Source organism: Plantibacter sp. ME-Dv--P-095 (assembly GCF_030209365.1).
Classification (GTDB): Bacteria; Actinomycetota; Actinomycetes; order Actinomycetales; family Microbacteriaceae; genus Plantibacter.
In genome coordinates this window covers 64,826-89,701 of the sequence record NZ_JARVSB010000010.1, presented here as the reverse complement: position 1 = coordinate 89,701, position 24,876 = coordinate 64,826, and the positions used below count along the sequence as shown (strand labels likewise).

Sequence of the window (24,876 nt, the reverse complement as noted above, 5' to 3'; positions counted from 1 at the left end):
CTTTTCAAAAGGCGACGTCGGCCACCAGCGGGAACTCGGTGATCGGGTCGTCTCCGAAGGGGGCCAGCTCCAGGTACGTCGGGCGATCGTCGTCGATGAACAGCAGCAGGAACGCGTCGTCGGTGCTCGCCTCGAGCACCGTCCTGCGGCTCGGGCCCGCACTGTCGGCCTCGTCGCTCGGCGCCAGTTCGATCGAGGGGCAACTCCCGCACCCACAGGTGCCGTGCACTCTGGCGACCTGCCCCGCCCACCGCTCCCGGTCCGACTGGGCGATGGACGCGTCGGATCCGACCGCCGAGCCGCGAGCGATCAGGGCGAGGAGCAGGTCTCGCTCGCGAGCGGTCAATGGGCGCACCCCTCGAGTGTAGGCGAGCGACCCGTGCTCCCCTCGGCGTCGGCGGAATGCGCCCGATCGGCCTCGCTCCACGGCACGGAGGCGACACGTGTTGCTTAAAAGCACCAGGTCAGACGCCAATTCTGGCAAAACTCGAATGTCAGTGGCTCATGTTTGGATGAATCCATGTCCAGCAGCCCACGCGTCCCCCTCGGCCCGGTCTCGGCCGACCCGATGGGTGCGCTGAGCGAGACGATGTCGGACCTCCTCCGCACCTGGTCCGGGGCGCTCGACCCGATCCGCCCAGGCGACGACGCCATCGAGCAACTCGCCGGCATGAACGACGCCGGCGTGGTCCGCGTCCTCGACCAACTCGGTGCAGTGCAGCACGTGGTGGAGGTGCTGGCAGCGCGGGTGATTGGATCAGTCGCCGAGCGTTCCCGGGCCGGCATCGTCGGTCACGATCCACTGGCCCGCAGCCACGGGTACGCGTCGCCAGCGGTCATGCTCTCGGAGCGCTGGCGCATCCCTCGCGGACGCGCCGCCACGATCACCTCGGTCGCCCAGGCCATCACCCCGAAGCGTGCCCTCACCGGCGACGTGATCGAATGCGACCGCCCCGAGATCGCCGCCGCCATCGAGCCCCGGCCGGCCGTATCCGGTGCCAACGCCTGCGAACAGCTGTCCGCGACCGACACCCCGACGTGCACGGTCGACCACGACGGCGTCGACCCGACAGACCACCCGCGTCTTGTCCGCTCTGCCCTGAGTATCGACGGCGCAGGCGCGCTTCTCCGCGAACTGCGGCTCGTCAGCTCAGCTGTCGACGCCGACCGGGTGCACCGCGCCGTGTGCGCAGGCATCGAGCACTGCGACGGCGCACCGCTCGCCGAGGTCAACAGCCTCGCCAGGCTCGTCCGCACGAGCCTCGATCAGGACGGCCCGGTGCCCCGCGAGATCGCCCTCCGCCGGCAGCAACGCTGCACCCTGCGGGAGCTGCCGGACGGCATGACGGAGCTTCGCGCGTTCCTCGCTCCCGAGGCTGCCGGGTGGGTCCGCGCCACCATGGACGCCGTCGTCGGCAAACAGCTCCGGCAGGTCCGGTTCGTCGACCAGACCGCGAACGACGCCGGAGCGGAAGACCCGAGTGCAGTGCAGCCGTCGGCGGACCCGTTCGACGACGCCTACGTCCCCGCCACGGAGATGCCCGACACCCGCACCATGGACGAACGACGCGTCGAAGCCCTCGTGGAGGTGTTCCGCCACGCAGCGGGCTGCGAGACCGCGGTCACGGAACTCGCGCCGGTCTCCCTCATCATCCGCATGGACGACGAAGACCTCGTCGACGACAGCCCCTGGTCCGATGGCAAAGCCTTCATCGACGGGGTCTCCGAGCCCATCACCGCCGGAACCGCCCGCCGCATGGCCGCGGACGGCCGCATCATCCCCATGGTGCTTGGCGGGCCGTCCCAGGTCCTCGACCTCGGCGTCGGCACACGGCTGTTCAGCAAGGCACAGAAGGTCGCGCTGGCCGAACGCGACGGCGGCTGCGCCTGGACCGGCTGCACCCACCCACCGTCGTACACCGAAGCGCATCATCTGCAGTGGTGGTCCCGCGGCGGACCGACCGACCTCAGCAACGGCATCCTGCTCTGCGGATTCCATCACCATCGCATCCACAACGACGGATGGGAGGTCACCGTGCGCGATCACGTGCCCTGGTTCATCCCGCCTGCCCACGTCGATCCCCACCGCATTCCGCGGCGGGGCGGTAAGCCGCGGCTGCGGGTCGCCTGACATCGGCGACCCCCGATGTTGCACATGCGGTCAGCGCACAGATCCCGCTCCGGTGCCCTCCGATCGCCCGACGATCACCATCCGACATGCGAGCGGCCTCCTGCGCATTCCTCCTGGACACGGACCGCGACATTCCTGCAGATTCCATCCAATCCACCTGTGTCCCGGCTCCGAACTCGAATCACGCAGCTTTGCGCATCCAACGAAGGAGCACTCGCACAATGACGTCACCGCTCTCACGATCACTCGCAGCACTGGGCGTCATCGCCCTCAGCGCCGCGGGTGTCGTCCTCACCGGCATCCCCGCCCAAGCCCTCCCATCATCCGCAACCATCGCCGCACCCGACTGCACCGTCCCCGCAGCCGCGACCGTGAGCATCACCGTCAGCAACGCAGCCGACGACGCCACCGACCTCACCTACAAGATCGTCCAGGACTACGGCACCGTCCTCTTCGACAACGTCACGCTCGCACCCGGCGAGAGCGACGACTACGTCATCCCCGTCCTCGAGGACGCGTCGACACCACTCCAGGTCATCGACGTCACCGGGGGCGTCATCGCCGGCGCCGTCCAGACCGCGAACTGCACGCCCAACGCCAGCCCTGCAGCGGTCGCGACCATCGGCGAAGCCAGCTGTCTGCTCCCCTCCGGCGGCATCATCCCGCCCTCCCCCGGGTTCCTCTGGACCTTCGACAACTCCGCCGGCGTCGGGCCTGCCGACTACGAGTTCGTGAAGAACGACACCGTCGTCGAAAGCGGCACCCTCGCCGCCGGCGAGACGCGGAGCTACGCCGCATCCCTCACCCCGAACGAGAGCGGCACCTCTGCGATCCGGTCCGTCGACGCGGCCGGCGACCCGGTCGTCCTCGCCAGCTCCACCTTCGACCTCGACTGCGAACCTGGCCCGGCACCGACCGGCGCCGTCAGCGACGCATCGTGCGAGATCCCGACGGGCGGCATCCTCGTGCCCACCATCCCCGGCGTCGAGTACACCTTCGACAACTCGCTCGGCACCTCCGACGCACCGTACGCCTTCCTCGACGGCGACACCGTCGTGGAGAGCGGCACCGTCGCCGAGGGCGACACCAGGGTCCGATCCTGGTCGCTGACCGAGGACCTCGAGACCGTCGTGCAGGTCGTCACCGAGGACGCCGCCGGCCAACCGGTCGTCCTCGACGCGAAGACGGTCACGCTGGACTGCCTCGCCAACACGCCGACGATCGTCGCGCCCGCCGCCGACGCGGTCGTGACCACGCCCACGACCACCATCAGCGGCACCGGCGACGTGGGCGAGACCATCACCATCGTGATCACCCCCGCCACTGATGACGCCACAGCAGCCGAGACGGCCGCTCTGGACGAGTCCGACGTGTCCGCCGCTGCGGTTGCGGTTCCGGCCACGCTGACCACGACGGTCCAGGCCGACGGCACGTTCTCCCTCGCGGTCGAACTCGCCGACGGCGCGTACAGCGTCTCGGCCTCGGCCACACGGGCCGCCAGCGCCAGCGGTGTGGTCCCGGAGAGCACCTCGCCGTTCTCCGCGCCGACCGACTTCGCGGTCGCGATCGCGGCACCGGTCACCCCGCCGGCTGGCGGTGGTGCCACGGTCACTCCCGTGGGGTCCACCGTCGGTGGGAACGGTTCCCTCGCGAACACCGGTGTCGAGACGGCAACCTTCGCCGGACTCGCCGCTGTGCTCCTCCTCATCGGTGGAGCCGTGACCATCCTGTTCCGGCGCCGCACGGCCTGACCGAGGAGGCGCTACCGCCGCTCTGAGACCCGCCGGGAGCATCATGCGACCGGCGGGTCTCACCATGCCGACCGACGGCCCGTCGACGCATTGCGTGATCTTCCAATCCGGTCTGCCGATTGCTCCGAAGCATCTGTTCCGGTCGTTTTCGTCACCCGAATGCGCGAACGGCCGGTTGCATCACCCGATCCACTCCGATCGCGGTCGATGCGGCAGGGCGGAAGGCAGCAACGGAGCTGCACTCCGCCCGCCACACCTCGCCCAGACGCCCGCCCCTTCGGCATGCCCCGGGACCGGGATGATCGTGCAACCCTTCGACAGGCTCAGGGACCGAGGAAGGACCGGGGCAGCACGAAGCCCCGCCGTCGACCGGAGTCGAGGACGGGGCTTCGCAGTGAATCAGCGGTGACTAGGCCGTGACCTGCGCGCCCTTACGGCGAGCAGCAGCGACGAGCATGCCGGCAGCACCCAGGAGCAGCAGCGCAGCAGCGCCACCGACGAGGACGCCGGAGTCCGAACCGGTGTCAGCCAGCGTCGGAACGACCGGAGCACCAGCAGCGACCGGGTCAGCGATGACCGCGATCGAGTCGGCAGCAACCCGACCAGCCGTGTCCGTCACCGAGAAGGTGTAGGTACCGACCTGGATGCCTTCACCCTCGAGGGTCAGACCCTCGGCGACGAAGCCACCGTTCTCGTCGGCGATGACCGTGTTGGCACCGTCGGCCGAACCGAAGATCTCACCGTTCGGGTCCGTCACAGCGATCGACAGGGTGTCGCCAGGCGTGAAGCCAGCAGCCGTGACACCGAAGCCGGCGCCACCGGGACGCACGTCCGAGAAGAAGATCGTATCCGGGGTGACCTGGACGCTCGGGACTGCAGCGACGGGAGCCACGAAGGAGTACGTGTCGTTGAGGTAGGTGATCGACTGGACGACGTCGTCGCTGCCAGCAGTGGCCTTCACACCGAACCCGAGGATCTCGTAGTCGTTGCCGATCGCGGCGCTGATCTCTTCGATCGAAACGGGCGTGTTCGCGGGGATGCCCGGCAGGTCATCCGTGCTCGCCTGCCACGGCGGTCCGGGGATGTTCGCCGGGCCCGCGAGCGAAGCGCTCACGGTCGTGGTCGAGTCCACGTCACCCGGAATGACACGGACCTGAACCTGGAAGTACGCAGCATTGAGCGACGAGACGAAGTTCGCGGACGTCAAGAGCGTCTGGAACGAGATCGTGGCGGGCTCCGGAGCGTCGTACGCGTACATGATCTGCGAGTCGCCGGTGAGCACGAGCCCAGCGTCGGTGATCTCGGCAGGCGCGCCAACCTGGTCGGCCGGGAGGGCCTCGTACCAGCCGGTGGCGGTAGCGGGGTCGATGCTGCCCTGGAGCTCGTCCGGGGTCACCTGGTAGTCGAACGCAGAGGCAGAGCCCGCGACGAGGAGGGTGGATCCGGCGACAACTGCGAAGCCGGTGGCGAGAGCCGCAATGCGGCGTGACGTCGTGATTTTCACTGAGAGGAGAACCTTCGTTTAGGGGTCCGATAGGCGCGATGCACCTGTTGGTTCTCTGAGACTAAGGGAACTCACAGTAAAACTGAATTAGGGGAACCACTGATTTTTGCGCGGGGTGTCGAGGAGGGTGCGGGAACCCGGACGTCGAACCCTTCGACAGGCTCAGGGACCAATAGTCGCGTCCAGGACAGCAGCGCCCTTCGACAGGCTCAGGGACCGAGGGGCGCTAGGCCAGGGCGGCGACCGTCTGGCGGGCGATCTCGAGTTCCTCGTTCGTCGGAACGACCAGCACCGTCACCGGCGAGTCGTCCGTCGAGATGACCCGGATGCCACGCACACGCTCCGCGTTGCGCTCCTCGTTGAGGACGATGCCGAGCCCCTCGAGCCCCTGCACCGCACCGGCACGGATCTGCGGCGCGTTCTCGCCGACGCCGGCCGTGAACACGACGATGTCGAGGCCACCGAGCACCGCGAGGTACGCACCCAGGTAGTGCCGCAGGCGGTGGACGGTCACGTCGAGCGCGAGCTGCGCCGCCTCGTCACCGTTCGATGCCGCATCCGTCACGTCGCGCATGTCGCCCGTGCCCGACAGGCCGAGCAAGCCGCTGCGACGGTTGAGCAGCGTGTCGAGCTCGTCGAACCCGAGCCCCGCCTTCCGATGCAGGTGGAAGAGCACCGCCGGGTCGATGTCGCCCGAGCGCGTGCCCATCACGAGGCCTTCGAGCGGGGTCATGCCCATCGACGTGTCGACCGAACGGCCGCCGTCGACGGCGCACACCGACGCCCCGTTGCCGAGGTGGAAGACGATCTGCTTCAACTCACCGAGCGGGCGGTCGAGGTAGGCGGCCGCCGCCTCCGACACGAACTTGTGCGAGGTGCCGTGGAACCCGTACCGACGCACCCGGTGCTTCGCCGCGAGCTCCGCGTCGATCGCGTAGGTGTACGCCGCCGCCGGGATCGTCTGGTGGAACGCGGTGTCGAACACGGCCACGTGCGGCACGTCCGGGAACGCCGCCTGCGCGGCCGTGATGCCCTGCAGGTTCGCGGGGTTGTGCAACGGGGCGAGTTCCGAGATGTCCTCGATGTTGATCTTCACGAGATCCGTGACGACGGTCGGCTCGAAGAAGCGCTTCCCGCCGTGCACCACCCGGTGCCCGACGGCGATCGGCGCGTGCTCCTGGAGCGACGGACCGTGCTCGGCGAAGGCGTCGAGCATGACGCGGAACCCGGCCGTGTGGTCGGGGATCGCCCGCTCGATGATCCACCGCTCCTCGATGGGCGTCGCGTCGTCGCCCGTCTCGCCCGAGCTCGTGTCCTCATACGTCATCGCGCGGTGCTCGGCCGCGCCCGTCGCGTCGCCGATGCGTTCGACGAGCCCGCTGGCGAGCGTCCGCTCCGTCTCGACATCGATGAGCTGGTACTTGAACGACGAGGAACCGGAGTTCACGACGAGGACGGTGGGCATGTGCGTGTGGACCTATTCCTGCTCTTGCGCCTGGATGGCGGTGATGGCGACCGTGTTGACGATGTCCTGCACGAGGGCGCCGCGCGACAGGTCGTTGATCGGCTTGTTCAACCCCTGCAGCACCGGCCCGATGGCGACGGCACCGGCCGAACGCTGCACCGCCTTGTACGTGTTGTTGCCGGTGTTGAGGTCGGGGAAGATGAACACCGTCGCGCGGCCGGCGACCTGCGAGTCGGGCATCTTCGTCGCGGCGACCGCGGCGTCGGCGGCGGCGTCGTACTGGATCGGCCCCTCGACGAGGAGGTCGGGGCGACGCTCCCGGACCTGGCGGGTGGCCGACCGGACCTTCTCGACGTCGGCGCCCGCACCGGAGTCTCCGGTGGAGTACGACAGCATCGCGATCCGCTGCTCGATCCCGAACTGTTCGGCCGTCTCGGCCGAGGAGATCGCGATGTCGGCCAGCTGAGCGTCCGTCGGGTCGGGGTTGACCGCGCAGTCGCCGTAGACGAGCACGCGGTCGGCGAGCGCCATGAGGAACACACTCGACACGACGGAGACGCCGGGCTTCGTCTTGATGATCTCGAACGACGGGCGGATGGTGTGCGCCGTCGTGTGGGCGGCACCCGAGACCATGCCGTCGGCGAGGCCGAGGTGCACCATCATCGTGCCGAAGTAGGAGACGTCGGTGACGGCGTCGTTCGCCATGTCGATCGTGACGCCCTTGTGGGCCCGCAGGCGTGCGTACTCCTGCGCGAACTTGAATCGCAGGACCGCGTCGAACGGGCTGACGATCGTCGCCTTGCTGAGGTCGATGCCGAGCTCGATCGCCCGCGACCGGACCTCGATCTCCTCACCGAGGATGGTGAGGTCGGCGACCTCGCGGGCGAGCAGCGTGCCGGCGGCACGGAGGATGCGGTCGTCGTCGCCCTCAGGCAGGACGATGTGCTTCCGGTTCGACCGGGCCCGCTCCAACAACCCGTACTCGAACATGAGCGGCGTGACGACGTCGGCGCGCGCCACGTTGAGCAGCTCGAGCAACAGCGGAGCGTCGACGTTCTGTTCGAACAGCGCGAGCGCGGTGTCGTACTTGCGCTGCGAGTCGGCGGCGAGGCGACCGCGGGTGTTCATGACGCGGACCGCCGTGTCGTACGTGCCGAGGTCGGTGCTGACGATCGGCGGGATCTCGCCGAGGCCCGAGATGAGCTCCTCGACGGCCTCGGGCAGCGGGAACCCGCCGTTCAGGACGATGCCGGCGATCGACGGGAAGGTGTCGGAGGCGTTCGCCATGAGCGCGGCGAGCAGGACCTCGGTGCGGTCGGCGGGGATCACGATGACCGCGCCCTCCGTCAGCCGCGGCAGCACGTTGACCATCGACATACCGGCCACGACGACGCCGAGCGCCTCACGGGTGAGGAGTTCGGCGCTGCCCTTGACGAGGGTGCCGTCGACGGCCTCGAGGATGCTGTCCATCGTCGGCGCGATGAGGAAGGTGTCCTCCGGGATGGCCCAGACGGGGACCATCGCGGCACCGGCCGCGTGACCCGCCGGGGCGACGACGGATGCACCCGAGGAGCCGTTCGGGTGGATCGCGTCACTGATCGCCGCCGTGATCTCGAGCAGTTTCTCGGGGTCGGCGCGGTTCGCGACGACGGCCAGCAGCTGGGCGTGGGCGTCGGCCAACTCGCCGAGGGCGAGCTCCGCGATGTTGCGCATGTCGTCGGGCGTGCGCGCAAGCGACTGCCCGAGCTGCTCCCCCGACCCCTGGCCGGCGCGGCCGCCGAGCACGAGGAGGACGGGCGCACCGAGGTTCGTGGCGATCCGGGCGTTGTAGCCGAGCTCCGTCGGGCTGCCGACGTCGGTGTAGTCCGAGCCGAGGATGACGACCGCGTCGCACTGGGCCTCGACGTGCTTGTAGCGCTGGACGATGCGCGAGAGTGCCGCCTCGGGGTCGGCGTGCACGTCGTCGTAGCTGACGCCGATGCAGTCCTCGTAGGAGAGGTCGACACCGTCGTGCTCGAGCAACAGCTGCAGCACGTAGTCGGGTTTCGTCGTCGAGCGCGCGATGGGCCGGAACACCCCGATCCGCTCGATCTGATGACTCAGGGTGTCGAGGACCCCGAGGGCCACCGTCGACTTCCCGGAGTGTCCTTCGGCAGAGATGATGTAAATGCTTCGCGCCACGGGTTCCAGCCTACGGGGACGGGGTCCGTGGGGGCTGGGTAACCACACAATGTCGGGTTGCACGGGGGGGGCGGGTCGCACAGAGGGCCGCGTCGCACGGCGGGCGGGGTTGCATCGGCGCGAGGCTGCCGGATGCACGAAAAGACTCCCCGCGCACCCGCCAGAGCCCGGTTACCCTTGCTGCGTTTCCGCCCTGGGGGAGTTGGCCTGGATGGCGCCACGCGGGGAGCCGTCACCCAGTGTACCCGAGCCGCGACCGGGTTGCGTACGCTCCGCCGGAGGCGTTGACTGGCGGATCTGGGGCCACCGGCCGCAGACCCTCGATCGACCGCCGCTCCCACGAACGGGCGGCGCGAGGATCGACACCGCATCGAACGAGAGGACTCACATGACCGACGTCGTCATCGCCGGAGGACACGGACAGATCGCGCTGCACCTGCAGCGGCTGCTCGCCGAAGCAGGCCACACCCCCGCGGGCATCATCCGCAACCCCGAGCAGGTGGGCGAGCTCCAGGGCATCGGCTCCCGCGCCATCGTCCTCGACCTCGAGCACTCCTCGCCGGCCGAACTCGCCGACGAACTCGCCGGGACCGACGTCGTCGTGTTCGCGGCCGGAGCCGGCCCGAACAGCGGCGCCGACCGCAAGCTCTCCCTCGACCGCGACGGAGCCGTGCTCCTCGCCGAGGCAGCCGAACTCGCGAAGGTCCCGCGCTACATCATGGTGTCCGCGATGGGCACCGACGACTTCGACCCGGAGTCGGACGACGTCTTCCAGGTCTACCTGCGGGCGAAGTCCGAGGCGGACGCCGACCTGCGCGGCCGCGACCTCGACTGGACCATCGTCCGCCCCGGTGGCCTGACGGACGACGCGCCGACCGGCACGATCACCGCCGCGACGACCACCGACCGCGGCTCCATCCCGCGCGCCGACGTCGCTGCCGTACTGTTCGCGCTCATCGAGTCCGGTGCGGCCTCCCGCACGCAGTTCGAGGTCATCGGCGGCGAGACCCCGATCCGCGAGGCGCTCTCGGCGCTGTAGGACACGCGCTCCGCGACAGGCTCGGTGAACGGACCCCCGTTCCCGGGCCTGTCGTCGTTTCCGGAGCGCGCGGCCCGGGGCCTGGTCCCTGAGCCGGTCGAACGGCAGCGCAAGCGATGTCCCCGACGGCTCCGAAGACTCCCCTGACCGGTACCGACCCGGTGTGTGCGCGACGTGGTGCACATATGGAGTTCCTGTGGGCGACCCGTCCAGGGGTGTTACCTGTTCGTTATCAGTCCTAGGATCGGGCAGACGGGTTCCGGCCCGGACGATGCACGCAGCGCGACGGAGGCCGACGATGGACCAACGCTACGACCCCGCGTTCCAGCGCGGACACACCGACCAGCGCTCCCGCCCGAACGCCGTCGACTCCGGCCGTCGGAGCCGACTCGCCTCCCTCGAGGAGGTCGCCCCGCAGCTCATCCAGCCGCCGACCGACGGCCGCCCGGTCCGCCCGCCCACCGACGACCGCTTCGACGACGGCCCGCGCGCCCGCGTCGAGCCCTTCCGCCAGGGAGCACCGGCCGGCGCCGCCCCGGAAGCCGGCCCGTCCGCCGAGGACCTCGCCCGCTGGGCCGACGAGGACGAGGAGGCCCGCGGCGCCGCATCGGCCAGAGCCGCGCAACTGGAACGCGCACTGTGGGCGGTCGGTGTCGTCCTCGCGGTCGGCGGTGGCCTCGCCATCTGGTTCGCGACGAGCAACGGCTACCGCGGCTGGAACGGCACCGGCGACGGCCCACCGATGGCGTTCCTCGTCTTCCAGACCATCCTGGCGATCGGTCCGTGTCTCGTGACCGTCGGACTCGCCACCATAGTCGCGCTGCTGTTCAGGCGTCTGCACGACCACGACCGCAGGAGCCGACCATGACCGAGCAGAGCAGTCTGGGCCGCACCACCAGGGACTCCGTCGCCGAACTGAACCCCGCGTTGACCGCCGTGGAGTTCCAGCTCCTCGCCGAACGGATCCTCGACAACGTCGAACGTGTCATCGACGGCAAACCGTTCGCCGCCCGCATGGCGCTCATCGTGATGCTCGCCGAAGGGCACCTGCTCATCGAGGACGTCCCCGGTGTCGGCAAGACGGTCCTCGCGAAGGCCCTCGCGGCCTCCGTCGGCAGCTCCGTCCGCCGCATCCAGTTCACGCCCGACCTGCTCCCCTCCGACGTGACCGGCGTCTCGATCTTCAACCAGGTGGACCGCGAGTTCGAGTTCAAACCGGGCGCCGTGTTCGCGAACATCGTCATCGCGGACGAGATCAACCGCTCCTCCCCGAAGACGCAGTCGGCGCTCCTCGAGTCGATGGAGGAGGGCCAGGTCACGGTCGACGGCGAGACCCACGCGCTGCCGTCACCGTTCACCGTCGTCGCCACGCAGAACCCACTCGAGATGGAGGGCACGTACGCCCTGCCGGAAGCCCAGCGCGACCGGTTCATGGCGCGCATCTCCATGGGCTATCCCGACCCCGACGCGGAACTCGCGATGCTGCGCCAACGCGACACGGTGAACCCGCTGGACACGATCGGTCCGGTCGCCTCGCGCGGGGACGTCGAACGGCTCATCGCCTGGGCGCGCGGCGTGTTCGTCTCGCCGATCGTGGAGCAGTACTGCGTGTCGCTCGTGCAGGCGACGCGGGTGCACCCGGAGCTCCGCCTCGGGGCGAGCCCCCGTGCCACGCTGCAACTCATCCGCGCCGCGAAGGTCCTGGCCGCACTCGACGGCCGCGAGTTCGTCCTCCCCGACGACATCGACCAGCTGCTCGCGCCGGTGCTCGCGCATCGCCTCATCCCGACGCGCCGCGCGGTGAGCGCCCACGACCGCTCGGGCGTGCAGGCGGTCGCCGAGGTGCTCGTCGAACTCCTCGAACGGACCCCGGTGCCGCACTCCGGCCGAGCCGAGGCGAGGTCCTGATCGTGTGCCCGCACGGCGATCGCCGGGCCCCGGTGACGCGCCGGGAGGTTCCGGGCCCATGAGGCGTCGGATCCCGCTGACGAGGCGCGCCGTCGGCGTGCTCGTGGCGGCAGGCGTCTGCCTCGTCTTCGCCCGCGGCATCGGTTCGCCGGAGCTGCTCGCCGCCGCCGGACTCCTCATCGCCCTCGTGGCCGCCAGTTTCGGCGCGGTCTACCTGGAACGCCCCTCGCTCCGGGTCGACCGTACGACGCGGCCGGACCTCGTCGCCGTCGGCGGTCGCATCTCGGTCGAGGTCTCCATCGCCGAGACGAGCGCCCTGCCGCACGTGCACACCGAGTGGAAGGACCGCATCCCGTCCGGGCTCGACGGCGACGCGAGCGGCACGCTCCCGAGCACGGGCGTCGCCGGTATCGGGTCCCGCAAGCGGACCGCCGAGTACACGGTGACGGCGCTGCGCCGCGGCCAGCACGAACTCGGTCCACTCGGCCTGGCGGTGAGCGACCCGTTCGGGCTGGTCGTCCGCCGGCGGAATGTCGGTGGAACCCACGCGGTCGTCGTCCTGCCGGAGGTCGTGGTCCTGCCGGAGATCCCCGCACTGACCGCCAGCCGCGACGGCTCCACCCGTCCTTCCTCCCTGCGTGCCGGTGCCGGCGAGGACGACGTCATCGCCCGCCCCTACCTCCCCGGCGACGCGATCCGACGCCTGCACTGGCGGGCGAGCGCGCATCACGGTGAACTCATGGTCCGGCAGGAGGAGCAGCGCAACGACCCCGAGGCGACCGTGCTCCTCGACACCGCGGCCGCGCACTGGGCCTGGCCCGACGACGACCCGTCCCACCCGCCGGCGTTCGAGCAGGCCGTCTCCCTCGCCGCGTCGATCACCGCGCACCTCGTCGACGCCGAGTACCGGGTGAACCTCGTCGGCGCCGGGAGCGAAGCGCTCTCCCGCGAGGTCGGCGCCGGTTCGTCGGCGTACGGCCTCCGGTCCAGCCCCGTCGGCGGCATGGGCGACGCACTCGAACGCGGCGGGCAGCACCTCGAGGAAGACGACCTCGACACCGCACTGCTCGACCTCGCACTCCTGCGGCCGTCGCACGAGCCGACCCGGTTCCTCGACCTCTCCCCCGTCATCGCGGCACGTCGCACGCAGCCCGTCATCGCGATCCTCGGCGACGTGGAGGAGGGCGACCTCGGTGAACTGACGGCGGTGGCACGGCTCTCCCCGCTGCCCATCGCATTACTCCCGGCCGGCGCACGACGCCGGACCGTCGAGCTGCTGGAGCTCGCCGGGTGGCGATGCCACGTCGGCGAACGCGGCGCATCCCTCGCGGCGCTGTGGCTCGACAGCAGCGGTCCCGCCAGCGCCGCCGGGGCATCACGGTCGACCAGCCGACAGGGTCGTCGAGGGGGTGCGTATGTCCGTCGCTGAGGGACGTCGCGCGGCCGGGACCGCCAACGGGAGACGACCGGCCGTCGGCCCCGCCTCGCGTGACCGGGCACGCCCGACCGGAGCCGGGACCAGCGGCGGATCGTGGTCCGGCGCCGACAGCGGTCGGCCGGAAGACCCACGTGCGTCGGCGACCACCGGAGACCTCCGACTCGCCCTCGCCGCGTTCGCCCTCCTCGTGACCGGCGGCCTCGGTTTCGGCCGCGTGCTCGACACGCTCGACTGGTGGGTCGTGGCGAACGTCGTCATCGCGATCGTCCTCGCCAGCGCCGTCCTGCTCCGCCGCACCAGACTGCCGGCGGTGTTCGTGTGGATCGGTTCCGCGATCACCTGGCTGCTCACCATCACCATCGGCTTCGCGAGCGGTACCGCCATCCTCGGCATCGTGCCGACACCCACCACGGTCACCACCTTCGAACGCCTCCGCGACGCCGGGTTCCAGACCTTCCACGACGGGTCCGCGCCGCTCGACACAGACGCCGGTGTCGTCTTCGTGATGGCCGCCGGCGGTGGCCTCGTCGCCCTCGCCGTCGCCTGGCTCGTCCTCGGCCGACATGCGCCGGTCCTCGCGGGCGTCCTCGTCTTCGCGGTCTACGCCGGCCCCACCGTCGCCGTGTCGTTCCCGCTCGACCCCTGGGTGTTCGCCGCCGTCGCACTCGCCTTCCTCTGGCTGCTCCGCGAGGACGTGCGACGCCGGGAACGGTTGCGAGAGGCCGCCTCGGCCCGTGCGGCCGGCTCCACCCGACGGACGGGATCGACGGCGCTCGCGGGACGCTTCGGCAGTGTCGGCCCCGCGGTCCTCGTCGGCGCGGTCGCCGTGGTCGTCGCCCTGCTCACCCCGGCCGCGCTCCCCGACCTCGCCGTCCGCGACGTGACCGCCGGCGCCCGCGGCAACGGCCCCTTCGTGAACGGCATCAATCCGCTCATCTCCCTCGGCCAGAGCCTGCGTCGCCCGGCGAACACGACCGCGCTCGAGTACACGACCACCGCCGACGACGCGCCCTACCTCAAGGTCACCGACCTCAGCGACTTCACGGGCAACGTCTGGGGTCCCGACAACTCCGGCTACAACGACGGCAACTCGCTCGACGCGTTCCCCGCGCCGGCCGGGCTCAGCGAGGCGATCCCCGTGGAGACCTTCGAGACCACCGTCACGGTGGACTCCCTGTCGAGCCCGTGGCTGCCCCTGCCGTATCCGACGCAGAAGGTCGACGGGCTCCGCGGTGACTGGCGGTTCGAAGCCGCCGGGCTGACGGCGATGGCGGAACGTGGATCCACCCGTGGCCAGACGTACACCGCGACGAGCACCGCGATCCTGCCGACGGCGCAACAGATGCGCGACGTCCCGCCCGTCGCCGACCCGGCGTCCGCGGCCCAGTACCTCGAGCTGCCCGACGAGCTGCCGCAGATCATCCGAGACACCGCCGCGGACGTCACGGCGACCGCCTCGACCGACTACGACCGGGCGATCGCCCTGCAGCGGTACTTCCGCAGCTCCTTCGAGTACTCCGAATCGGCACCCGTGGAGGAGGGCTTCGACGGCAGCGGCGCAGAGGTCATCGCGACGTTCCTCGAACGCAAGGCCGGGTACTGCATCCACTTCTCCTCCGCGATGGCCGTGATGTCGCGCGTCCTCGGCATCCCGGCGCGCATCGCCATCGGGTATCTGCCCGGCACGACCGTCGACAACACGCCGTCGAACCGCGGCACCTACATCGTGACCTCCGACCAGCTGCACGCGTGGCCGGAACTGTACTTCGAGGGCGTCGGCTGGGTGCCGTTCGAACCGACCGCGAGCCGCGGGGTCGTGACGCAGTTCACCGACACGAGCGCTGCGACACCGGGAAGTGGATCGGTGAGTCCCGACAGCCGTCCGGCTCCGACCGCGGCATCGACGCCCACGCCGACGGCTGGAGCCCTCGGCGAATCGACGGCCACCCAGACCGGCGGTGGGCTGCCGGCCATGCTGGTGCCGCTCGCGGTCCTGCTCGGCGTGCTCGTGCTCCTCGCCACCCCCTCGATCGCGCGCGGTGTCCGGCGTGCGGCCGGGCGTCGACGGGCCCACGCCGCCGGGACCTCGGCCGGCTGGGCGTGGACGGAGTTCGTCGACAGCGCCAGGGACCTCGGGTTCCCGGTGACGACGTCGGAGTCGCCGCGTGGCTTCGCGGCGAGACTGCGCGGGCAGTTCCAGGTCGATTCGCCCGCGATCGAGCGGCTCGTCACCGCCGTCGAGCGGGAGAGTTACGCGCGGGCCGCCACCGACCGGGCGTCCGGTGGCGAACCTCCGGCGAGCGCCGACGCCGTCGAGGCCGCGCTCGGCGAGGCGAGAGCTGCCCTGCGCGCCGTGAGCCCGCCGATCGAACGGGTCCTGTCGGTGGTGTTCCCGCGGTCGCTCGTGTCGCACCGGGACCAACGCGTCGACTGGCGACCCCCTGCCGCGAGCTGATCCGTGGTGCCGAGCGGTGCGTGGTTCCGGCAGGTGGCGCGCGGGAGTCCGCGAACCAGGTATGCTGCTATCTGGCCGTTTTTCACAAACAGCCGAGGAGAATTCGCCTAGTGGCCTATGGCGCACGCTTGGAAAGCGTGTTGGGTTAACGCCCTCGGGGGTTCGAATCCCCCATTCTCCGCCAGCATCACCACAAACGCCCGACGCATCCGCGTGGGGCGTTCTGTGTTTCGGGATTGTGTCACCCCTCTTGCCAGCGCGGTGCGCTGACGTGAGCGCGGGTCACACGCGTGAGCGCGGGTCTCCGGAGGGGTGCGCCCGCGGCTCAGACCCGCGCCCAGGCCGAAGGGTCGCCGTTCGCGTCAGCGCACCGCGCTGGCAAGATCAGATCATTCATGGGTTGACGGTTAGAGATCAAAGCGTTAGTGTTCTAACCATGGACGACGAGACACCCGCCTTCACCAGCACCCTGCAGATGGTCCGTGGGATCGGGTGGGCACAGCGCAAGGCCGGCGAGGACTGGATCCGCGCCCGCGAACTCAGTCACGAACAGGCCTTCGTCCTCGGGTACCTCGTCCAGCATCCCGGCTCGATCCAACGCGACATCGCCGAGGTCAGCCGAACGAGCGCCGCGAGCGTTTCGAGCCTCCTGCAGGGGCTCGAACGCCGAGACCTCGTCGAACGCCGCGCGGAGGACGGGAACGCGCGCACCAAGCGCGTCTTCGCCACCCAGCTCGGCGCCGACCTCATCGACGGGTTTGAAACCGCGATGGCCGACGCCGACGACAGCATCCTCACCCCGCTGGACCAGAGCGAACGCGACACCCTGCACGCTCTGCTCACGAAGCTCACGGCGAACCTGCCGCAGCCGACCCGCTGACCATCGCTCGGTTGACCCGAGCTCCCTGACCACGCGCCGAGACCACTCACCGCGCGCGTCACCCACCGCCGACGGCGACCGCGACCGCGACCGCTATCACGCTCGCCATCGCCACGACGGCGCTGTCCGTCGCGCCCGTACGCCCGCTGAGCTCGTGCGCCCAGCCCCCGACCGTTCCCCTCCTCACCATGCACCCCTCGCCGCGCCGGCGCTCATCGTCGCGCCCGGAACCTGCCCGAAACGGAGCCTTCCATGCACCCCGAACACCACACCGATCACGAAGCCGACACGTCCATCCCCGGCGGCGCCGCTGCTCCCTCGACCGCCGCTGCTCCCCCGACCGCCGCCACTCCCTCGACCGCCGCCACGACCGCCGCGGACACGGTCGGGAGCAACCGCTGGTACCTCTCGACCGCCCCGATCATCCGAGCACTGGTCCACCTGTGCGTCCCGATGGCGGCCGCTCTCGTCGTCAGCGCCGTCTACAACCTCATCAACGCCGGCGTCGTCGGCTCGCTCCACGACACCACGCTGCTCGCCGCGATCACGCTCGGAGCGCCGATCCTCGGATTGATCATGGCCATCGGCGACCTGTTCGGCGTCGGCGGCGGCGCGCTCATCTCGAGGCTCCTCGGCGCCTCGGAACGCGACCCCGCGCAAGCCGGTGACATCAAACGCGCCGCCACCTTCGCCGTCTGGGGAGCCTTCCTCACCGGTGCCGTCCTGGGCGGGATCGGCCTCGTCTTCCTCGGCCCTCTCGTGTCGCTGCTCGGGGCGGATGCGGTCACCGCCCCGGCGACCTCCGCGTTCATCGGCGTCATGCTCGCATTCGTCCCCGTCATGGCGACCGCGTTCTGCCTGGAACAGCTCGTCCGAGCCGAGGGTGCCGCCCGTCAGGTGATGATCGCGCTCATCGCCTCCGCCGTCGCCAACCTCGTCCTCGACCTCGTCTTCATCCTCGGTCTCGGTTGGGGTGTGGCCGGGGCGGCGCTCGCGATGGGCCTTGCCAACCTCGGTGTCGTCGTCTACTTCGTCGCGTGGTTGCAGCGCAACAGCGAGCACGTCAGCCTGGCGCCGCGCTGGTTCACGCTGTCGCCGACGATCCTCAAGCCGGTCCTCGGTGTCGGCGTCAGCACGCTCCTGCAGTCCGGCTTCCTCATCGTCACCGCGCTCGTCCTGAACACGCTGGCCGCCGGCTACGGAGACGCACCGCTCGCCGCCATGGGGGTCGCGGTCCGGATCGCCCAGGTACCGGAGTTCCTCGTCATGGGGGTGACGTTCGGCGTGCTCCCCCTCCTCGCCTACGCGTTCGGCAAGGGTGACGGTGCGCGCCTGCGCTCGGCCCTCCGAGCCTCGGCACTCGCGGTCGGAGGGATCTCGGCGCTCTTCGCCGGTGTCGTCTTCGTCCTGCGCGAGCCGATCGTCTCCGCGTTCATCGCCGATCCGGCCGTCCTCGGGCTCGGCGTCACGATCCTCGTCGCGCAGCTCACCGCGATGATCGCCAACGGCTTCACCGGGCTCATCACCTCGCTCTTCCAGGCGACCGGGCGGGCGCTCGCTGCGACGGTCATGGCCGTCACCCAGGGGGTGTTGTTCGTCCCCATCGTGCTGCTCGGCAACCTCTGGTTCGGACTCGGGGGCATCGTCTGGTCGCTGACCGTCACGGAGGTCATCGTCTTCCTGGTGGGCGTGCTCCTGTGGCTGGGCTCGCGGGCGGCCATCGACCGCGGGCTCGCCGCCGGCTCCCCGGAGCGAGCCGACGCCCAACTCACCGACGCCTGACGGACTGCCAGCGCGGTGCGCTGACGTGAGCGCGGGTCACCCGCGTGAGCGCGGGTCTCCAGAGGGCCGCGCCCAAGCGTGCGACCCGCGCTCACGCCGATCGCACCGATCTCACGCGTCGAGGACCATCCGCATCACCGCGTTCTCGATGAGCACTCCACGACGCTCGACCCGCTGCTCGCGGACCACGACGAAGCCGTGACGCTCGAACACCGGCTGCGCGGTCCGACTCGCCTGCACGGTCACCTCCCGGAGCTCCACCGACCGGGCTTGGTCGAGCACCTGACGGATGAGCGCGGAACCGACACCGCGTCGTCCGGCGTCCGGATCGACGAACAGCATGTCGAGGTAGCCGGTCTCGACGTCCAGGTCGGTGAATCCGACCACCGAGTCGTCGATGACAGCGACCCACGTCGTCACCGCGGCACGTCGGGCGGCCCAGTCGTCGAGCACCACAGCCAGCGGGTCGTCCGGCACCCATGCGGTGCGTTGCTCGGCCGTGTAGTGGGCGGCAGCGGTCACCCGCACCGCGCGTTCGAAGATTGCTCGGGTCGCTCGGGCATCGGTGTCGCGGTACGGGCGGATCAGGAGGTCGTCGAGCACGCGGGTCAGCCTAGCCGGACCGCCGCGACTCGGCGGGCGGCGGCATCAGCCCTCGATCGCCGGGATCTCCGCGAGGTCGGTGTACACCGGGATCCCGCGCTCGCGGGCGATCGCGACGTCGGTGTCGGCACCGGAGGACTCCCCCGGCAGCCGGAGCACCGCGTCACAGTGCTGCAGCAGGCGCCTCGCCGTCTCGTACATGACGTCGCCGTCGCCGGCGGTGTCTGCGGCGTCGATCCCTCGGAGGATCGGCAGGGCGACCCACTCGCCGATCATCGGGACATGGCCGAGGGCGTAGATGGGGGCCGCCGCGGCTTCGAGTCGTTCGAGGTTGCGGGCGATGGCGGCGGGGTCGCCACCGGTTCCGGAACGGTAGGGGCCGGCGATGAGGATGAGGAGTGGTGTGTGCATGCCCAGCACTGTAGCGTTAACCACGCACAAACGTGCAACATCGTGAAGGAGTACGCATGCTGAGCGCACAACGTCGAACGCACCTCCTGGACCTCCTCGAGCGCGACGGCCGGATCGTCGCCAAGGAGGCCGCAGCCGCACTCGGGGTGTCGGAGGACTCGATCCGCCGGGACCTCCGCGACCTGGCCGACGCCGGTCAGTGCATCCGCGTCTACGGCGGAGCGCTGCCGGTGCCCGCGGCCGACCGCCCCTTCGCGGAACGCCTCTCCCTGGAGACGGACAGCAAGGAGCGCGTCGCCCGCGTCGCCGCCGCACGCATCCTCCCGGGCAGCACCGTCATCATCGACGCCGGCACCACGGCCCTCGCCCTCGCCCGCCTGCTCCCCGACGACCCGACCCTCACCGTCATCACTCCGAGCCCCGCGGTCGCGCTCGCCGTCGCCGAGCATTCGCCGGCACGCGTGATCATGGTCGGCGGCGAACTGGGGCGGCACTCGATGGTCGCCAACGGAGCCCTCGCCACCGAGGCGATCCGACGGCTGAGTGCCGACGCGTGCTTCCTCGGCGTCACCGGGGTGCACCCGGAGCACGGCCTCACCACCGGGGAACTCGACGACGCCGCGACGAAACGCGCCCTCGCCGAGCGCAGCACCGAGGTCTACGTGCTCGCGAGCGAGGAGAAGATCGGAGCCGTCTCCCGACACCCGGTGCTCGACCTCGACGAGGTCACCGAGGTCATCGTCGACCCGGAGGGCACGACCACGACCCCGTGAACTTGCGTCGCACGCCCAGGCACGTCAAGCACCCAAGCCCGCCAGACGATCAGCGAGCTCAGACGATCGGGTAGGTCTCGGCGAGGAACGCCGCGTACCCACCCGGCGTGCGACCACGGCGGCGGCCCGACGTCTCGACCGCGCCGTCCAGCGTCGGCACGACCCGGAACCCGGCCGCCCGCGCCCGCTCGACGACGTCGACGTCCTCATGCTCGGCCAACTCGCGGAACCCACCGATCGCCTCGAGCCGATCGGCCCGGACACCGAGGTTCGCCCCGTGGACGTTCCCCGGCAGATGCCCGGCAGGATGCGTCTCCAGCCACCGCTCCACGTCGCGCTCGGAGAAGTCGCCGAAGTCGGGACGGACCGTGCCCAGCAGGACGTCCACACCGGCGTCGAAGGCGTCGGCGTGCACGGACAACCAGTCTGCCGGGACGCGGGAGTCGGCGTCGGTGTTCGCGATCCACCGCTCGGTCGGGTCGGCCTCGCCGAGTCGCGTCGCGGTGTCGACACCCGCGCGGCGGGCCGCTCCGACGCTGCGCTCCGCGATGACCACCACGGACGCCGCGGCTGAACCGGCGTCGTGGCCGGACCCGCCGCCGTCGCCGTCGTCGAGGCCGTCGAGACGCTCCTCGACGATCCGGGCCGTGTCGTCACGGCAATCATCGAGCACCACCACGAGGCCCACCTGCAGGCCGGGGCGACGCCGCTGCACCTCAGCACAGGCGACGAGCAGGGCGTCCAGGCAGGCGCCGATCAGCTCCTCCTCGTCGTGGGCCGGCACGACGACGTCGATCCGTCGCAGCATCAGGACGTCAGACCGTCCACCGCAGCGACACTCGCCTCACCGGCCGGCACGAGGACGTCGAGCAGGAAGTCGTCCTCGACGTGCTGGACCGAGCGACGGCCGGGCCAGCGTTCGAGCAGCCGTCGGTGGACGAGCTCGGCCGAGGTCGCCGCGTGGTCGTCCGGGTGACGCCAGTGGCACGCGACGATACTGCCGTCCGGGGTGAGGGATCCGAGGATCCGGTCGATGACCCGGTCGAGGTCCGCCTCGGACAGGTAGTAGCCGACCTCGGACAGCACCACCAGGTCGAATTCGCCCGCCGGCCACTCGTCGGGCACGGTCCGGCGTTCGAAGCGGGCCGTGGGGACGTGTCGTCGGGCGAGCTGCAACGGCGCCTCGGCGATGTCGACACCGAGCACCTGGTCACTGCGTTCCGCGAGCCGGGCCGTGAGCACCCCGGTGGCGCAGCCGAGTTCGAGCACCGAGCGGTATCGCTGGCGTGGCAGCGCGGCGAGGAGCACCTGACGCTTCCGCGCCTCGTACCAGGACCCGAAGTCCCAGCCGTCCGGGTGCTCGCGGTAGTGGTCCTCGAAGGACTCCTGCGACCGTGAGCCGTCGACCTGCCCGACCGCCGCCGTGTGCACGTCCGGCTCCGCTGCGAGGTCGAGCGCCCGCTGGTTCGGGAAGAGCACCTCGAAGCGACGCGCGTAGTGCTGCAGGTGGTGGTGGTCGACGATCGCCTCGTCGCCGGGGGCGTCGGACAACGGCTCCGTCTGCGAAGGGTAGGCGTCCATCGCGGCGATCTTCGCCCCGTGCGCTGCGGCGTCGAGGGGCACGATGCGCGCCTCGGTCCACGGCAGCGTGTCGTCGTCGGTGTCGGCCCAGTGCCAGAGCCAGATCGGGAACTCGACGAGCGCGAGGTCTCGCTCGGTCGCGAGCGCGGCGGCGAGCTCCCCGGCGATGCGGTGGTCGCGGTGGCCGTCGCCGCGCCAGGGGGCGACGATGAGCGGCTTCGTCCCGGCGGCGTCGACCGCCGAGCGCAGGGACGCGGCGATGCCGGAGCGTTCGGCGTCGAGCCCGCCGTCGGGGACCCGCAGGACCTCGTGGGCGACCTCGGTGCCGAGCCGGGTGACGGCCTCGATGAACTCCGCCTCCCGGCGTGGAGCGAGCTCCTCCGGGGTGGCGGTCGGCGAATCGGGGTGCGAGCGCTCGCCGAGCGTGACCAGGAGGACGGCGACGGGGATGCCGGCGGCTGCGGCTGCGGCGATCAGCCCGCCGGCGCCGAGCGACTCGTCGTCCGGATGGGGCGAGAGGACGACGAGGCCGGTCGTCTGCCGCCAACCGTCCCAGACGGGCAGGTCGAGCTCGTGCAGGCGCGTGCCCCAGGCGGCTGCTGAGGTGCCGGGGTCGCGGTGGTCGAAGGCGGGCATCAGTCGGCCTCCACCAGCATGCGGCCGTAGCGCGCGAGGTCGCGATCGCCGTGGTCCTGCTGTACGTACAGCTCGAGGTCGGACATGCGCTCCAGGTAGGCCGGTTCCGCGGTGAGCGGGCCGGGTCCGAGTGCCCCGAGGACGCCGGAGCGGATCGCGTCCACCCTGGCCCTCACCGTCGACCGGACGCGCTGCGCGAGACGAGGACCGGCAGCGCCGTCGGCCAGGCCCCCTTCGATCGCCGCGGCCGCGTCCGCGATCGCCTGTTCCGCGATCGCGAGGTCGATGGCGGCGGATCCGAGGGTGCGGAGCAGGAGCTCGGCGTCAGGTCGTGCGCGTGCCGCGGTGAGCAACCGCTCGACGAGGGTGCTCGCGCCGCCCCACCAGCAGGCCGCGACGCCGATGCCGCCCCAGGAGAATCCGGGGCGCCGGAGGTACCAGCCGTCATCGCCGACGGGTGCTGCGGGAACGACGTCGAAGCCGACGGGGGCGCTGGGGACGAGCGGCATTCCGCGGGCGAGCCAGGCGCTGTCGTCGGTCGTGACGCCGGGGGCGGCGAGCGAAACCGCGAAGAGTCGCCGCTCGTTCAGGCCGGTGTGGGCGGTGACGAGGGCGTCGCTGAGGCTCGAGGCGAGCGAGCACCACGGCTTCGTCCCGCTGAGGATCCAGCCGTCGTCGACGCGGACGGCGTCGAGCCGGACACCGGGCGCCTCGGCCGCGAAGACCCCCCACGTGGACTCCGGTGACGGGTCGAGCTCCGCCTGGCGCAGGATGGCGAGCGCGTCGAGGTGCGGTTCCACGACGCGGGCGAGCGTGACGTCGACGGCGGCGATCGCTCCGAGGCCTGCGAAGACGCGCCCCGCGGTGTGCTGTTCGAGCGGACCGACGAGCTCGACCGCCTGTCGGGTGAATGCGAGCCGCGATGCGAGATCGGTGATCGAGCCCGCCGCCGCAGCGTCGAGGGCCGGGAGGTCGAGCGTGGTGCCGCTGGTCGGCCAGGCGGTCGACTGCAGACGGATCATGCGATCCGGTTCTGGTGTCGGGGTTCCATCGGTGCGCGCATGCGACCTCCTCGCGTCGTCGATGCGTCCAGTTTCGCACCACTCCGGGCCACATCCCGCGGCTGGACCCGGGCGATCGTCCCTGATAGGGCGATCACCCGGATCTGGCGAGCGCGACGGGCCGATCCGCGGGGCGACCGGACGCCGTGCGAGGCGCCCGCGGGATCAGTCGCGGAAGAGGGCGCTGTACGCGTTGATCGCCGGTTGCCCGCCCAGGTGCGCGTAGAGCACGTTGCTCGACGCCGGGATGTCACCGCTCGTCACGAGGTCAATGAGCCCCGCCATCGACTTCCCCTCGTAGACCGGGTCGATGATGACGCCCTCGAGTCGTCCCGTCAGCCGGATCGCCTCCATCGTCGACTCCACCGGGATCCCGTAGAGGTCGCCGGCCCAGCCCTCGAGCACGGTGATCTCGTCGTCGCGCAGCTCGCGGTCGAGCCCGATGAGCGCAGCCGTGTTGCGGGCGATGCGCGCCACCTGGTCGCGGGTCTCCTGGATCTTCGCGGAGGCGTCGATCCCGATGACCCGGCGGGGTCGATCCTGGCCGGCGAACCCGGCGATCATGCCCGCGTGCGTCGATCCGGTGACGCTGCAGACCACGATGGTGTCGAAGAACACGCCCAGCTCGCGCTCCTGCTGCTCGACCTCGGCGGCCCAGTTCGCGAACCCGAGCCCGCCGAGTCGATGGTCCGACGCACCCGCCGGGATCGCGTACGGGACGCCTCCGCGCTCGCGCACGTCGTCGAGGGCGCGCTCCCAGCTCGACTTGAAGCCGATACCGAAGCCGGCGGGGTCGAGGCGCACCTCGGCGCCCATGATCCGCGACAGCATGATGTTGCCGACGCGGTCGTTGACGGAGTCCGGCCAGTCCACCCAGTTCTCCTGCACGAGCACCGCCCGCATGCCGAGCTTCGCCGCGACCGCCGCGACCTGGCGCGTGTGGTTCGACTGGTACCCGCCGATCGACACGAGGGTGTCGGCCCCCTGGGCGATGGCCTCGGGGATGAGGTACTCCAGCTTGCGGGTCTTGTTGCCGCCGTAGGCGAGACCACTGTTGACGTCCTCGCGCTTGGCCCAGATCGTCGCGCCACCGAGGTGGGCGGTCAGACGGTTGAGCTCGTGAACGGGGCTCGGCCCGAAGGTGAGCGGGTAGCGGGCGAAGTCGCTGAGGGACATGGTGCTCCTGGAGGTCGGTGGTGCGGCGGGCGTGCAGGTGGCGGTGCGATGCGATGCGGCTGTTCAGTTCGGCAGGTGATGCCCGCGACGGGCTGTTCCGA

At 70.8% G+C, this 24,876-nt stretch carries 20 protein-coding genes, 1 tRNA gene and 1 other RNA gene; 11 read left to right on the top strand and 11 right to left on the bottom strand.

The window, feature by feature from the left end:
* Positions 1-4: 4 nt before the first annotated feature.
* Positions 5-355, bottom strand: a complete 351-nt coding sequence (locus QRN26_RS15295; RefSeq protein WP_285037427.1) for a hypothetical protein — start codon at positions 353-355, stop codon at positions 5-7.
* A 165-nt stretch (positions 356-520) separates the two neighbouring features.
* On the opposite strand from QRN26_RS15295, the gene QRN26_RS15290 reads away from it, so the two are divergent.
* Positions 521-2,131: an HNH endonuclease signature motif containing protein gene (locus tag QRN26_RS15290; RefSeq protein WP_285037426.1), complete on the top strand. Its 1,611-nt coding sequence runs from the start codon at positions 521-523 to the stop codon at positions 2,129-2,131.
* A gap of 221 nt (positions 2,132-2,352) precedes the next feature.
* Positions 2,353-3,882 (top strand): LAVTG motif-containing sortase-dependent surface protein, encoded by a 1,530-nt coding sequence (locus tag QRN26_RS15285; protein ID WP_285037425.1) that lies wholly within the window; start codon positions 2,353-2,355, stop codon positions 3,880-3,882.
* Between the two features lie 409 nt (positions 3,883-4,291).
* Here QRN26_RS15285 and QRN26_RS15280 read toward each other — a convergent pair whose 3' ends face one another.
* The 4 genes from QRN26_RS15280 to ffs form a co-directional block, all read right to left on the bottom strand.
* Positions 4,292-5,386 carry a hypothetical protein gene (locus tag QRN26_RS15280; protein ID WP_285037424.1) on the bottom strand — a complete coding sequence of 365 codons (1,095 nt, stop codon included), beginning with the start codon at positions 5,384-5,386 and terminating at the stop codon, positions 4,292-4,294.
* Between the two features lie 226 nt (positions 5,387-5,612).
* Positions 5,613-6,851 (bottom strand): acetate/propionate family kinase, encoded by a 1,239-nt coding sequence (locus QRN26_RS15275; RefSeq protein ID WP_285037423.1) that lies wholly within the window; start codon positions 6,849-6,851, stop codon positions 5,613-5,615.
* A 12-nt stretch (positions 6,852-6,863) separates the two neighbouring features.
* Positions 6,864-9,032: a phosphate acetyltransferase gene (pta, locus tag QRN26_RS15270; protein ID WP_056776434.1), complete on the bottom strand. Its 2,169-nt coding sequence runs from the start codon at positions 9,030-9,032 to the stop codon at positions 6,864-6,866.
* Positions 9,033-9,169: 137 nt separating this feature from the next.
* An RNA gene (ffs, locus tag QRN26_RS15265) (signal recognition particle sRNA small type) lies at positions 9,170-9,266 on the bottom strand.
* A 154-nt stretch (positions 9,267-9,420) separates the two neighbouring features.
* On the opposite strand from ffs, the gene QRN26_RS15260 reads away from it, so the two are divergent.
* The 8 genes from QRN26_RS15260 (at position 9,421) to QRN26_RS15225 (ending at position 18,534) form a co-directional block, all read left to right on the top strand.
* Positions 9,421-10,071: an SDR family oxidoreductase gene (locus tag QRN26_RS15260; protein ID WP_056776438.1), complete on the top strand. Its 651-nt coding sequence runs from the start codon at positions 9,421-9,423 to the stop codon at positions 10,069-10,071.
* A 298-nt stretch (positions 10,072-10,369) separates the two neighbouring features.
* Positions 10,370-10,939 (top strand): hypothetical protein, encoded by a 570-nt coding sequence (locus tag QRN26_RS15255; RefSeq protein ID WP_285037422.1) that lies wholly within the window; start codon positions 10,370-10,372, stop codon positions 10,937-10,939.
* A complete protein-coding gene (locus tag QRN26_RS15250; protein WP_082455680.1) occupies positions 10,936-11,979 on the top strand; it encodes an AAA family ATPase in 1,044 nt (347 codons plus the stop codon). Before QRN26_RS15255 ends, QRN26_RS15250 begins: the two co-directional genes overlap by 4 nt.
* 58 nt (positions 11,980-12,037) lie before the next feature.
* On the top strand, positions 12,038-13,408 hold the full coding sequence (locus tag QRN26_RS15245; RefSeq protein WP_285037421.1) for a DUF58 domain-containing protein: 1,371 nt from the start codon (positions 12,038-12,040) through the stop codon (positions 13,406-13,408).
* On the top strand, positions 13,395-15,872 hold the full coding sequence (locus tag QRN26_RS15240; protein WP_285037420.1) for a transglutaminase TgpA family protein: 2,478 nt from the start codon (positions 13,395-13,397) through the stop codon (positions 15,870-15,872). The genes QRN26_RS15245 and QRN26_RS15240 overlap by 14 nt, the downstream gene beginning before the upstream one ends.
* A gap of 96 nt (positions 15,873-15,968) precedes the next feature.
* Positions 15,969-16,056, top strand: a tRNA-Ser gene (locus QRN26_RS15235).
* 252 nt (positions 16,057-16,308) lie between these two features.
* Positions 16,309-16,752 (top strand): MarR family winged helix-turn-helix transcriptional regulator, encoded by a 444-nt coding sequence (locus tag QRN26_RS15230; RefSeq protein WP_285037419.1) that lies wholly within the window; start codon positions 16,309-16,311, stop codon positions 16,750-16,752.
* 252 nt (positions 16,753-17,004) lie between these two features.
* Entirely contained in the window at positions 17,005-18,534 is a 1,530-nt protein-coding gene (locus tag QRN26_RS15225; protein ID WP_285037418.1) for an MATE family efflux transporter, read from the top strand.
* A 111-nt stretch (positions 18,535-18,645) separates the two neighbouring features.
* Here QRN26_RS15225 and QRN26_RS15220 read toward each other — a convergent pair whose 3' ends face one another.
* Both QRN26_RS15220 and QRN26_RS15215 read right to left on the bottom strand, forming a co-directional pair.
* On the bottom strand, positions 18,646-19,137 hold the full coding sequence (locus QRN26_RS15220) for a GNAT family N-acetyltransferase (RefSeq protein ID WP_285037417.1): 492 nt from the start codon (positions 19,135-19,137) through the stop codon (positions 18,646-18,648).
* A 45-nt stretch (positions 19,138-19,182) separates the two neighbouring features.
* Entirely contained in the window at positions 19,183-19,548 is a 366-nt protein-coding gene (locus QRN26_RS15215) for a DUF4406 domain-containing protein (protein WP_285037416.1), read from the bottom strand.
* A gap of 56 nt (positions 19,549-19,604) precedes the next feature.
* On the opposite strand from QRN26_RS15215, the gene QRN26_RS15210 reads away from it, so the two are divergent.
* Positions 19,605-20,321: a DeoR/GlpR family DNA-binding transcription regulator gene (locus tag QRN26_RS15210; protein ID WP_285037415.1), complete on the top strand. Its 717-nt coding sequence runs from the start codon at positions 19,605-19,607 to the stop codon at positions 20,319-20,321.
* A 58-nt stretch (positions 20,322-20,379) separates the two neighbouring features.
* Here QRN26_RS15210 and QRN26_RS15205 read toward each other — a convergent pair whose 3' ends face one another.
* The 4 genes from QRN26_RS15205 to QRN26_RS15190 all read right to left on the bottom strand — a co-directional run bounded on the left by QRN26_RS15205 (position 20,380) and on the right by QRN26_RS15190 (position 24,775).
* The gene (locus QRN26_RS15205) at positions 20,380-21,129 is read right to left on the bottom strand and encodes a glycosyltransferase family 2 protein (RefSeq protein ID WP_056014318.1); all 750 of its coding nucleotides are present in this window, start codon (positions 21,127-21,129) and stop codon (positions 20,380-20,382) included.
* Positions 21,129-22,538, bottom strand: coding sequence for a bifunctional PIG-L family deacetylase/class I SAM-dependent methyltransferase (locus QRN26_RS15200; RefSeq protein ID WP_285037414.1), 1,410 nt, complete (start codon positions 22,536-22,538; stop codon positions 21,129-21,131). The genes QRN26_RS15205 and QRN26_RS15200 overlap by 1 nt, the downstream gene beginning before the upstream one ends.
* Entirely contained in the window at positions 22,538-23,560 is a 1,023-nt protein-coding gene (locus tag QRN26_RS15195) for an acyl-CoA dehydrogenase family protein (protein ID WP_285037413.1), read from the bottom strand. Before QRN26_RS15195 ends, QRN26_RS15200 begins: the two co-directional genes overlap by 1 nt.
* A 204-nt stretch (positions 23,561-23,764) precedes the next feature.
* Entirely contained in the window at positions 23,765-24,775 is a 1,011-nt protein-coding gene (locus tag QRN26_RS15190) for a 1-aminocyclopropane-1-carboxylate deaminase (protein WP_056776467.1), read from the bottom strand.
* Positions 24,776-24,876 lie beyond the last annotated feature (101 nt).

Excerpts from the sequence above, each read along its gene's own strand:
- QRN26_RS15290 (WP_285037426.1), top strand. The coding sequence starts at position 521 with ATGTCCAGCAGCCCACGCGTCCCCCTCGGCCCGGTCTCGGCCGACCCG.
- QRN26_RS15285 (WP_285037425.1), top strand. The coding sequence starts at position 2,353 with ATGACGTCACCGCTCTCACGATCACTCGCAGCACTGGGCGTCATCGCC.
- QRN26_RS15275 (WP_285037423.1), bottom strand. The coding sequence starts at position 6,851 with ATGCCCACCGTCCTCGTCGTGAACTCCGGTTCCTCGTCGTTCAAGTAC.
- QRN26_RS15260 (WP_056776438.1), top strand. The coding sequence starts at position 9,421 with ATGACCGACGTCGTCATCGCCGGAGGACACGGACAGATCGCGCTGCAC.
- QRN26_RS15255 (WP_285037422.1), top strand. The coding sequence starts at position 10,370 with ATGGACCAACGCTACGACCCCGCGTTCCAGCGCGGACACACCGACCAG.
- QRN26_RS15250 (WP_082455680.1), top strand. The coding sequence starts at position 10,936 with ATGACCGAGCAGAGCAGTCTGGGCCGCACCACCAGGGACTCCGTCGCC.
- QRN26_RS15245 (WP_285037421.1), top strand. The coding sequence starts at position 12,038 with ATGAGGCGTCGGATCCCGCTGACGAGGCGCGCCGTCGGCGTGCTCGTG.
- QRN26_RS15240 (WP_285037420.1), top strand. The coding sequence starts at position 13,395 with ATGTCCGTCGCTGAGGGACGTCGCGCGGCCGGGACCGCCAACGGGAGA.
- QRN26_RS15230 (WP_285037419.1), top strand. The coding sequence starts at position 16,309 with ATGGACGACGAGACACCCGCCTTCACCAGCACCCTGCAGATGGTCCGT.
- QRN26_RS15225 (WP_285037418.1), top strand. The coding sequence starts at position 17,005 with ATGCACCCCGAACACCACACCGATCACGAAGCCGACACGTCCATCCCC.
- QRN26_RS15215 (WP_285037416.1), bottom strand. The coding sequence starts at position 19,548 with ATGCACACACCACTCCTCATCCTCATCGCCGGCCCCTACCGTTCCGGA.
- QRN26_RS15210 (WP_285037415.1), top strand. The coding sequence starts at position 19,605 with ATGCTGAGCGCACAACGTCGAACGCACCTCCTGGACCTCCTCGAGCGC.
- QRN26_RS15205 (WP_056014318.1), bottom strand. The coding sequence starts at position 21,129 with ATGCTGCGACGGATCGACGTCGTCGTGCCGGCCCACGACGAGGAGGAG.
- QRN26_RS15200 (WP_285037414.1), bottom strand. The coding sequence starts at position 22,538 with ATGCCCGCCTTCGACCACCGCGACCCCGGCACCTCAGCAGCCGCCTGG.
- QRN26_RS15195 (WP_285037413.1), bottom strand. The coding sequence starts at position 23,560 with ATGATCCGTCTGCAGTCGACCGCCTGGCCGACCAGCGGCACCACGCTC.
- QRN26_RS15190 (WP_056776467.1), bottom strand. The coding sequence starts at position 24,775 with ATGTCCCTCAGCGACTTCGCCCGCTACCCGCTCACCTTCGGGCCGAGC.